At 57.1% G+C, this 9,017-nt stretch carries 14 protein-coding genes and 2 tRNA genes; 2 read left to right on the forward strand and 14 right to left on the reverse strand.

Annotated elements, in window-relative coordinates; genetic code table 11:
* Both DSM100238_RS09395 and DSM100238_RS08855 read left to right on the forward strand, forming a co-directional pair.
* Positions 1–246 (forward strand): hypothetical protein (locus tag DSM100238_RS09395; RefSeq protein ID WP_167511135.1); only part of this gene is annotated, 246 nt, incomplete at its 5' end.
* A 320-nt stretch (positions 247–566) separates the two neighbouring features.
* Positions 567–640, forward strand: a tRNA-Trp gene (locus DSM100238_RS08855).
* Between the two features lie 47 nt (positions 641–687).
* On the opposite strand, the gene DSM100238_RS08860 is transcribed toward DSM100238_RS08855, so the two are convergent.
* The 14 genes from DSM100238_RS08860 to DSM100238_RS09735 form a co-directional block, all read right to left on the reverse strand.
* A tRNA-Met gene (locus tag DSM100238_RS08860) sits at positions 688–761 on the reverse strand.
* A 55-nt stretch (positions 762–816) separates the two neighbouring features.
* Positions 817–1,329 (reverse strand): hypothetical protein, encoded by a 513-nt coding sequence (locus DSM100238_RS08865; protein ID WP_152356297.1) that lies wholly within the window; start codon positions 1,327–1,329, stop codon positions 817–819.
* Positions 1,322–2,308: a hypothetical protein gene (locus DSM100238_RS08870; RefSeq protein WP_152356298.1), complete on the reverse strand. Its 987-nt coding sequence runs from the start codon at positions 2,306–2,308 to the stop codon at positions 1,322–1,324. Before DSM100238_RS08870 ends, DSM100238_RS08865 begins: the two co-directional genes overlap by 8 nt.
* A complete protein-coding gene (locus DSM100238_RS08875) occupies positions 2,290–3,033 on the reverse strand; it encodes a hypothetical protein (protein WP_152356299.1) in 744 nt (247 codons plus the stop codon). The genes DSM100238_RS08870 and DSM100238_RS08875 overlap by 19 nt, the downstream gene beginning before the upstream one ends.
* Before the next feature lie 110 nt (positions 3,034–3,143).
* Positions 3,144–3,401, reverse strand: a complete 258-nt coding sequence (locus DSM100238_RS08880) for a hypothetical protein (protein ID WP_152356300.1) — start codon at positions 3,399–3,401, stop codon at positions 3,144–3,146.
* A 426-nt stretch (positions 3,402–3,827) separates the two neighbouring features.
* The gene (locus DSM100238_RS08885) at positions 3,828–4,529 is read right to left on the reverse strand and encodes a hypothetical protein (protein ID WP_152356301.1); all 702 of its coding nucleotides are present in this window, start codon (positions 4,527–4,529) and stop codon (positions 3,828–3,830) included.
* Positions 4,530–4,532: 3 nt separating this feature from the next.
* Entirely contained in the window at positions 4,533–4,829 is a 297-nt protein-coding gene (locus tag DSM100238_RS08890; protein WP_152356302.1) for a hypothetical protein, read from the reverse strand.
* Between the two features lie 124 nt (positions 4,830–4,953).
* Positions 4,954–5,193, reverse strand: coding sequence for a helix-turn-helix domain-containing protein (locus DSM100238_RS08895; protein ID WP_152356303.1), 240 nt, complete (start codon positions 5,191–5,193; stop codon positions 4,954–4,956).
* 81 nt (positions 5,194–5,274) lie between these two features.
* Positions 5,275–5,859 (reverse strand): hypothetical protein, encoded by a 585-nt coding sequence (locus DSM100238_RS08900; RefSeq protein WP_152356304.1) that lies wholly within the window; start codon positions 5,857–5,859, stop codon positions 5,275–5,277.
* 276 nt (positions 5,860–6,135) lie between these two features.
* The gene (locus tag DSM100238_RS08905) at positions 6,136–6,375 is read right to left on the reverse strand and encodes a hypothetical protein (protein WP_152356305.1); all 240 of its coding nucleotides are present in this window, start codon (positions 6,373–6,375) and stop codon (positions 6,136–6,138) included.
* A gap of 114 nt (positions 6,376–6,489) precedes the next feature.
* A complete protein-coding gene (locus tag DSM100238_RS08910) occupies positions 6,490–6,849 on the reverse strand; it encodes a hypothetical protein (protein WP_152356306.1) in 360 nt (119 codons plus the stop codon).
* A gap of 13 nt (positions 6,850–6,862) precedes the next feature.
* The gene (locus tag DSM100238_RS08915; RefSeq protein ID WP_152356307.1) at positions 6,863–7,282 is read right to left on the reverse strand and encodes a hypothetical protein; all 420 of its coding nucleotides are present in this window, start codon (positions 7,280–7,282) and stop codon (positions 6,863–6,865) included.
* A gap of 90 nt (positions 7,283–7,372) precedes the next feature.
* Positions 7,373–7,801, reverse strand: a complete 429-nt coding sequence (locus tag DSM100238_RS08920) for a hypothetical protein (RefSeq protein ID WP_152356308.1) — start codon at positions 7,799–7,801, stop codon at positions 7,373–7,375.
* A gap of 177 nt (positions 7,802–7,978) precedes the next feature.
* Positions 7,979–8,218 (reverse strand): helix-turn-helix domain-containing protein, encoded by a 240-nt coding sequence (locus DSM100238_RS09735; protein ID WP_152356309.1) that lies wholly within the window; start codon positions 8,216–8,218, stop codon positions 7,979–7,981.
* Between the last annotated feature and the right edge of the window lie 799 nt (positions 8,219–9,017).

Consider the following 9,017-nt stretch of genomic DNA (forward strand, 5'->3'; position numbering starts at 1 on the left):
TTCGTTTATTTCGTCTGTGGGTTGTGCGAGGGGGATGACGTGTCCTCGTACTGGGTCACGTCGCTGCCCGATGACACGCGGGTGTATAGGCGGATATCCCAGATGGGTTGGGTGCTTGTCCTCCCGCTCGACCCGCCAGCCGGTTCGAGTGTGGTGCCGCTCGATTTCCCGGACGGTACCATCGCGCAGAACAGCGTGGACGCTCGCACGCGTGGGCAGGTACTCGTGCTGAAAAAGTCACAGTAGATCACAGTAGGTTAGAGTAAGGTTCGAGTCGCTAACAGATTGTTAGCGGTATCGTGTATACTTGTTCGTGCTAGCCGGTGTCCAGTTGTTCGCATAGCTGGATGCTGTGTGATGAAGCCGGGCTTTGTCCGGTTGGGGGAAGTGTACAGCCTTGCGTCAAAGTACACGCCGGGTGTGATGTTCGCGAGCATCATACCCAACAGCTGATCCACATGTGTGGGGACAGTCACGGTGCCGCCACTCGCGAAGGCGGCACCAGTTTTAGCTGACCCGCCCAGTTGCGGGAACAGTCTCCTTGGCCGCTGCGGCGGCCATTGCCCATGCCGGTGGTGTAGTGGTAACACGGTGGTCTCCAAAACCGCTGATGCGGGTTCGATTCCCGCCCGGTATGCCAACAGAAAACCCCGGTGAATCCTAGGAAACACCGGGGTCTACTCTTAGTTGCGGGGCGTGGATTTGAACCACGGACATCCAGCTTATGAGACTGGCAAGCTACCGAACTGCTCTACTCCGCAACACACCATCATACCACACGCGCCATTTCACTAACATCCGGCGAATGTTAGCGTTTCAGCCGCGCGGAACCACCAACACGCCATCATCATGACCATCAGGCATGTCGCCCGGATGCACGAACTCCACCTGATACCCGTCCAGCATCAGCTCCGTGGCCGCGCCACGCATCCGCGCGTCCACCAACGCCCACATGACCTCCGGATGCTTCACCCCACCATCATCATCGCCCGCGTGGGCCTTGTAGTATTCGGCGGGATTCCGATACCACGTCAACAGCACTTTCACCTGATCTGGCTTGTATTTGTTTTCGATGCCGGTGACTGTCGCGTCTACCGTGCGTAGGTATGCGCGCATCGCGCCCTCGACCAGTTCCCACGCTTCACGCGGCGGGAATCGGTATCCGTCACGCTCCCACCGGCTCACGGCCTGTTGGGTGATGCCGAAGAATTTAGCCACATACGGGGGACGCAGCCCGGTGATCCCGGTCAACGCCGCGTACTGGCGTTTCGTGCGCGGCCCGAACTCACCAATCTCAGGCACGTCACGCCGTTCCACTGCCTCACTCATGCTCCTGCTGTCCTTCCTGCAGTACCGTGCCGCGTAAAATGTTCACCGTGTCCTTCACACGTAACGGCTTGTCCGCCGGCCCTTTGACGAATGGGGGAATCCATTGTCTGCGCCGCAATTTGCGTCCCGGCCCGTATGGCTGCTGTCGGTAGAAGCCGCGCACAATGAACCGGTACGCATACTCACGCCGCTTGCCAGCGCCGCTGTCCGCGCCCGTGTCAGACGCGTCCCGCCCGTCAGGCGCTTCCAGATTCTCCCGCACATCCACCAAGCGGACACGGTTGCTCGGCAGATCGGGGTCATACTTGCGCGGCACCCGATCCAACGGGTTCGTCTTGTACTCGCGTGTGCGCGTGACCGTGGGTACATCCACCAGCGCGAACACCGCGCGAAGCACACCCTCCCAGAACGCGATCCAATCAGTCACGCTATCCAGGTCTTTGGCATTCAGTGCTCCTGGCGCGGCTTCAACGAAATCCGGCACGCCAGCCTGATTCCGCCATAACGGGATATCATGCGCCGCTTTGGTGTTCGAGTACGTGATGACATCGAAATGAGACGGTCGCCCTTCCTCTTCGCTCGGCCACTTAATCTGTTTGTCCCACTCCACGACACTGATATCCGCGATACCATCCGGCATCCCGTCCAAGTGGATGCCGCCCTCGAAGCCGACAAGACCTGTCTCCGATGGCAGGCGCGTCTCTGCCGGGGCGCCGCCGTGTAACGCGGTATCCACAGCCAGCATTGTCATGTCATGCGATATGAAATACATGGGTGCCTGTGCTAGCCGCTCGTATGACGCGAGTATGAGCGGCATACGTTCCAACACATTCATGCCGGTCAGATGTTCCGCGACCAGTGCGTTAGCTGTAGTGGATTCTTTCAACCCGAACTCCGCGATGCTGTGGCGTATGAGCGGCATGTGCGCCGCACACAACCGTAGCTTCTGATTGCGCTTGCTCATTTTGCGTGCCTCCACGATGGTTCCTCGCCGGTCATGATCCACTGTGCGACTTCGCGCGCGGTCATGCCATCGGTCATCAGCCAATGCTCATTGCTAAGGTCATCAAGCCGGGAGACGTACAGACTGCCGTATACGCGCGCATACCTTACCGGCCCTTGCATAGTGAGCTTCTCGTGCTCCGCGTCGATTTGGTCGACTGTCGGGTTGCCGTACAGTACGAATCGTGCGGCCAGCCATGTCGGCATACCGGACACGTCCATGGCCTCCTCCATGCCGTGTTCCCCACGCCGGTGGAGATGCCCGTCCTCTGTGTCGAACCACCAGTAGACTGTGAAATCGCCGCCGTCCGTGACCTCCACACCATTCCGCCAAGAATCGGCGCCATCAAGGTATGGATACCCATACGCCTTGCTGAACACAGTGGGGTCGGCGCACACCTGATACCCCATGCCCGCCACCTTGCAGCCGATATCCTTGGCACGTGGAGGTAGAAGCTCACGCCACTCTTCGAGCACACTGTCAACGTCTTCCAACAGTCCGCGGTCTTTCAACTGTTTCTCGTTCATGCCCAGTCGCCAGCAGGCCATGCGGATCTCCTCGGGGTCAGCGCTGAGGACTTGCCTCACCGCCACCACGTCCTCGTCCGCCAGGGGGGTTGCCAGCATATCGTCGTGCATCAGCTGATACGTGCCCGCGATCCGCTTCTGCCATTGCGCGTAATGTGATACATGCTTGCTCATTTTGTGTTCTCCAATCTTGTTGTCACGCCGTTCGGCGTGCTTAGGCGGTCTGCCTAGTGCCCATGCGGGGGATTGCACCCGCAACCGGCTTAAACCGTTGGGCTACCCATTCACCATGTGCGCGCGTAATCCTCCATGTCTTCGACGCTGAACGGGATGGTGATTTCCCTGTGGTCGTCGTACCCGTCGCCCAGCTCAAGCGAAAGCCTGTAAGCCGTGTAGACGGCTTTCCCGTCGTCGTCCACCGCTTGGTCACGGTCGATACCCTCCCACACGCCGCCTTCGGGGTAGTAGCCTTCGAGTCGTGCTTCGGGCGTGCGCCACAACGCGTCGATATTGTCCATGTGGTATTCGTTGTTGGTTCTCATTTGTTGTTCCAGCCTTTCTTGCCAGGGTACGTCTTTGTTGACGTTGACTCCCATTATAGCAACTCTTTACTGAGTTGCAAGTGTGAGACGCCGGGCGCAAACCGCACGCCACCAAGGGAATGTGTGAGCGCATACTCGACCGCAGTCCAAAAATCCTGTGCAAGGCAAGAATCCACAAACAGCGGGATAGTCGCACACCTGCCCGCGTTCGACCACAACACGTAGCAACCCCACCGGAAAGCCATGTCAGGCTCCCTACGTGTCCACATCCAGTGTTCCCACGCCGTACCCGACACGAGCGTCCCATCAGGAAGGATGTACCGTGGCCTGCCCACAAGCTCAGCGTGCTCAATCGTGTAAGCACGCAAGCTATGTTCAATCTCACCACACACGCTGTCCAAAAGCATGTCAATCACAGTCTTCATGTCAATCCTCCTTAGTCCCGGTAGTCCAATACGCCATCGGCAAACCGGTATCATTCAACGCCTTGTATGCGTACTCATTCGGCGGCACGGAATGCTTAAACCACGCATTCTCCATGCACTCCAAGAAGCACGCAACCCGGCGCGCCATCGCCTCATCATCATCAGCGTCAAACACGCCGTTAAGATACAGTTCGTACATGGCCACGCTAATCGGCCAATACTCCCCGTCAATCACCACGATTTCATACGGGTGGCTCTCCCACCATGCCTGCCAGAACAGGTCCGGGATACAACCCCAGCCCTCCACCATCATCAGACCCATGTCGGGGGAGAACTCGTCCTCACTGAAGTCGCCGCCAATCGGCTGAAAGAAATCATCAGCCTCATGCCACGACGCGACGAAACACCGCGCCTCGCCCATCCAATCGTCTCCCAGCTTGCCAACCCCGCTCGCGTCCTGCCACTTGCACGACTCCAGGATACCGTCGATGGTCTCCGGCTCGATGACCTCCAAGGGTAGCCAGCCGATCGCGCGCGCCTGCCTATCCAAATCGCCCACATGCACACGCACATACAGGTGCAAGGTCTTCGCGGCCTTCCGCATGTCGTAATCATCCGGGTTACCCTCAAGATTCCGCACGTACTCGTCCAGGTATTCGAGGCAGTCAGTCCTGTTGATGGTCTCCGCGTACAGCTCGCTCATCGCTCACGCCTCCGCCTTCTGGTCGTCGAGTGGGAGCGCGCACGCCATCACTATATCCGTGAAGTCGTCGCCGTCCACAAAGTCGAAAACAGGTGTGCGACCGTCGCTATCGAGATATGCCTCGATAATCTCAGCAGAATGCGCGCACATGTACTCGTACAGCATCTCTCCGGCCTTATCCAGGTCGAACTCTGCTTCCGGGTTCTCGACCGCGTCTGAATTGGAGACGTATTCGCGCACATAATCCGCGCAAGTGCTCGGGTTGACTTCCTCATAACTAAAACCGCTAATCGCTTTCATCGTAATCACTCCTTGTGTTTGCTTGTTTGCCGGGAACGTGATACGATGACTCACGTTCCTTGGGCTTGTTTTGTTTGACAGCTTCATTCCTAGGGGACATTGCTCTGACGTTGCGCTAACAACGTCAGAGCTTTTTCTTTGGCAGCTTGTGCTTGCCGGGTGGTGTCACGTCCGGTTCCAACAGCTTGCGTAGGTCGCGCACGTGCAATGCGTCGCCTATGCGTATTGCCGTCTCCAAGGTCATGTTCTTGGGTGGCAGGAAACCGGTTTCGTAGTCGCCGATGCGTCGCCCGTTGATTCCTGTGAGTTCACCCACGTCGCGTTGCGTCAGTCCTTGTGACCTGCGGATGTCGCGGATTCCCATGTTGCTCACCTCCTTGCGCACACACTTATTGTACTCTGTACTGAGCATATACGCAAGGTGGTGGGCACATGGGCGTGTCGACTACGCCGCCTTGGCCCAGGATTCCGCCAACTCGCGAACCGTCGCATCGAGCGACGCGTCATCGTGCCGATACCATTCGCGCCAGAGGATGCGAACCGCCTTGCCTGCGCGCACGACGTAACCGACCTTGCGCCCATGCGAGTCGCGTATCTTGCGCACGTCATGCCGCGTCACGTCAGCCATGCCGGGCAGCTCGCGGAATTTGACCATTGCCGGGATGACCGACTCGCTGACCTTGACTACATGTGCGGTGTCCGTCGGCTTCGGCGGTACTTCCGGGATCACCTGAGTGTCCGCCGGTGGCTCCACAGTCGTTGGCTTTGGTTCCGCTGCCGCTTGTGGCTTCTGCTTCGGCTTCGGTTCTGCTTGTGGCTTGGCATTGTCCGCGCTTGCCTCACGCTGGCGGCGGTTCTGCTTTTCGAGATACCGTGTGATGGCCTCCCATTTTGCCGCGCTTCCCGCGAGCCTGTCGGGGTCGTCGTCCACGCGCCAGACCTTGCCGACCTTGTGTGTGTGCTTCGCAACCTCCTTGACAGTCTCGACGTCGGTGTGCGTCCTATGCGCGATACCCTTGTATGTGAGCATTTCAGATTCTCCAATCTGTGTGTTTCCCGCGCCGAACCCTGGCGCGATTAGGCAATTTGCCTATTGCCTAGTGTCGCCTTGCACGGCATGCCGGCTGTGTCCGGCTAGGCTACTTGCGTAATCCAATCTGCTGCGTTACGATGTGTTACGCAAGGCACTTCATTGAGGGTTGTATTTCTTGCGAAATGCTCTTTGCCTTGCGATTTATTTCCCGGCTTCGGCCGGGACTTCTTTGGATGGCGGCCACACTGATTGACAGCGTGGCCGCCATTGCGTTCACTTGAACATCCACGGTTTTTTCGTCAATGCGTCGATGACAGCTTCATCGCGAGTGGCACCATGCCCTTCGGCATGGCTGTACCTGTCACCCCAATGGCCGTAGCCGACAGCGCAAACGAACCATTTGGAGTAGGTTCCACCAAACGTGTCCACGCTTTTCTCGGCGAAATCCTTGGCAACCTTTGCCATCTCGACAGTGGTCCCTGTCTCTTCCGCGATTTCCTGAAGAGTCTTCATTTTGTGTTCTCCGATCTTTGTTGCGCCGGTTGACGCGGTAGGCGTTTGCCTTACGATTCTGAATATACTCAGTATTGAGTTATTGTCAAGTGATGGGAATGTCGGCGTGTCGCGTCACATTGCGTCATGCCACGAATGAGAGCCATCACGGAAATACCCACCAGCAATACAGTCAAGGCATTCGTCTTCGATATTGTCGCGCACGTATGACTCCCACACGTCTTCAGGCGGCTCCGTGTCGTCGGGGTAATCTTCGCACCACATGGTATATAACCCGCCTTGAATGTCTTCGTTGTCGAACACCCATTCGACGCCATCCGCGTCCGTATAGGTCAGGTCACCGTCACCCCAATCGCGATTAGGGTAGTAGATCGTGAAATTCGGCATGTCGAGATATGTGTGGTGCTTTTCCTCTTCGTGCTTTTCAAACATGGCGTTAATCATGCGCATTTCGCTGAGTGTAAGCTGTTTCATCGCGGTTTTCCTCTCACTTGTAGTTCAGTGGCATAACTTTGTCGCCGTGGAACAGCACATAGCTAGTGCCCTTGCCGTTCCCGTTCTTGTATGCGTCCCATCGGCATATCGGCTGGTATGCGCCTTGATTGTCGGGGCCATTCGGACGCGGGTTCGCACCGTCTTCGTAGACGCATTCCGGCACACCGCTTAGGCGTTCCGGTAATTCGTCAGCCGACGCGACGACCTGATACCGGACCATGTTGCCGCGCCACCAATGATATGTTTCGGCGTCCGTATCCTTAGTCACGGCCGGTTGCGGTGCCGGCGTCGCGTCATGTGTGCCGCACGCTTGCGCCATGCCCAGGATGCACGCGATCACAGCAAGCACAGCAAGCACACGCCGACGGCCACGCCGAACACGATTCTCGAAACTGTTAAGGCTTACAGACATTTCATGTTTTTCCATTTTGTATACTCTTTCCGCGTGCCGCCATCGTCGGCGGCACGCTAGTTGACGAATGTGGTGTGGATTGAGACGGGGTTAGACCAGCTTGGTAAAAGATTCAGGCAAGTCGTCACGCGTGTACACGATCGCGGTTATGTCGCCGTCTTTGTCCCAAATTTCGTGTTTCTCAAAACGGTTCGCGCGCATGAGCCCCGTAAGCGCGGACATTCCGCAACCGTCGAAAGCATATTCATACCCGTAATCGCGTGCATGGGCGTATTCTGTTGGCTTGAAGTCTTTCCAAAGTGCAAACGTTTGGAGAACTTTGTTATCGTCGAATGCGTAGCAAGTTGCCGCCGAAGTCTTGTCGTATCCGCAACCGCTCGCGGAACCGGTTGACATGTCTCGCGCGATAACGCAATTATCCTTATTGCGGACGGTTGCGCGAACAGTGGCGTGTGGGATATATCCCCACGTGCGGGAACGCTTGTATTCAATCGCGATTGTTATTTCCATCTTGCACATAATTTGCCTCGCTTCCTTGCGAGGGGTACACTTACACGTGCCCCTCGCGTATATATCTTGGATAGGTTTCAAACGTCAGGGCATTCGCCGGGATAGGTTGCCGCCTGTCCCGGCATTACTCTTTAACGTTTGTCAAGTCCCCGCGCACGGTAGTAAGCCCCGCGCGGGGTAGACGGCCTAATGCCGCCCGTGGTCAGCCGCGTCTTTCGATGCGGCATCTGTTGTATCATCTTCAAGCAGCTCCCAGGGTGAGCAGTTCAACGCTTTGCACAGCTTGCGCGCCGTCATTAGCGACATGCGTTCCGGGTTCATAACTCCCGTCTCGTATTGTGCTATAGACGGCTGTGCCAAACCCGTGAGTTCAGCTAGCCGTGTTTGCGTCAAACCTCTTCTAGCCCTGAGTGTCCTGATACCCATACGTATCTACCTCCTGTTTTCCATTCGGCATTAGTATAGCAATCGCGCTATACGTGTGGTATGGGTGTGTCTCACTATGAAATTTTCAAACAACGTGGAGTGTCGCGCGGTATCCGCTCGCCTGCCCCGCGTTGCCGCGTGGCCTGTGGCGTTCCCGTGTTCCGAACTTGATGACTCTCACTATAGCGATGTCGCTATGTCATGTCAAGTTCCGGCGTGTCGCATTGACGTTCGACCGATGGGCGCGGGTTCCGTTGTCTTGCACCATGTGCGCGGATACCCCGACGGCATATGCGCCGCTCGTTGCCCGTCCCTTGCGTCCGCCTTGCGTCCGCCGTCCCTGTTGAGTTTTCAAGCCTCAGCCCTCCCGGCCTGTCCGCCGTTCGGTTGATGACTCTCACTATAGCGATGTCGCTATGATAATGCAAATTGGGCACGGATAAACATGACCAAAACCGTTGGGAACATTGACATTCGTCGGCGTGTCGAAACCACGCCGCGCGATACCTGGCAGCACAGCCGCATAGGGCACATAAAGGTACGTGCGCGCACGTGCGCGGTACGTTAGCACACAACGCAAACGACACGCCCAACACACGAAAAAATTCACAAAACACAAAACCGAGAACCACTCTCAACAAGACGCGACGCAACCGGGGCAGGGGAGGGCCCACCCGCGCGCACGAAATGGCCGCAAGCGGTTCTCGTGCTGACGGTGAATGCGTCCGTGGACTATTTGAGCTTAGCGTGACATGATGGCGAAACGCTTACTCCCGCAAGGGATTGAGGGTGCAAGGTT

It is taken from the genome of Bifidobacterium apri, from assembly GCF_009299485.1.
GTDB classification, from domain to species: domain Bacteria; phylum Actinomycetota; class Actinomycetes; order Actinomycetales; family Bifidobacteriaceae; genus Bifidobacterium; species Bifidobacterium apri.

Bases quoted from the DNA above. Each gene is read 5' to 3' on its own strand.
- DSM100238_RS08865 (WP_152356297.1), bottom strand. From the start codon at position 1,329: ATGAGTGAGGCAGTGGAACGGCGTGACGTGCCTGAGATTGGTGAGTTC.
- DSM100238_RS08875 (WP_152356299.1), bottom strand. From the start codon at position 3,033: ATGAGCAAGCATGTATCACATTACGCGCAATGGCAGAAGCGGATCGCG.
- DSM100238_RS08880 (WP_152356300.1), bottom strand. From the start codon at position 3,401: ATGAGAACCAACAACGAATACCACATGGACAATATCGACGCGTTGTGG.
- DSM100238_RS08885 (WP_152356301.1), bottom strand. From the start codon at position 4,529: ATGAGCGAGCTGTACGCGGAGACCATCAACAGGACTGACTGCCTCGAA.
- DSM100238_RS08890 (WP_152356302.1), bottom strand. From the start codon at position 4,829: ATGAAAGCGATTAGCGGTTTTAGTTATGAGGAAGTCAACCCGAGCACT.
- DSM100238_RS08895 (WP_152356303.1), bottom strand. From the start codon at position 5,193: ATGGGAATCCGCGACATCCGCAGGTCACAAGGACTGACGCAACGCGAC.
- DSM100238_RS08900 (WP_152356304.1), bottom strand. From the start codon at position 5,859: ATGCTCACATACAAGGGTATCGCGCATAGGACGCACACCGACGTCGAG.
- DSM100238_RS08905 (WP_152356305.1), bottom strand. From the start codon at position 6,375: ATGAAGACTCTTCAGGAAATCGCGGAAGAGACAGGGACCACTGTCGAG.
- DSM100238_RS08910 (WP_152356306.1), bottom strand. From the start codon at position 6,849: ATGAAACAGCTTACACTCAGCGAAATGCGCATGATTAACGCCATGTTT.
- DSM100238_RS08915 (WP_152356307.1), bottom strand. From the start codon at position 7,282: ATGTCTGTAAGCCTTAACAGTTTCGAGAATCGTGTTCGGCGTGGCCGT.
- DSM100238_RS08920 (WP_152356308.1), bottom strand. From the start codon at position 7,801: ATGTGCAAGATGGAAATAACAATCGCGATTGAATACAAGCGTTCCCGC.
- DSM100238_RS09735 (WP_152356309.1), bottom strand. From the start codon at position 8,218: ATGGGTATCAGGACACTCAGGGCTAGAAGAGGTTTGACGCAAACACGG.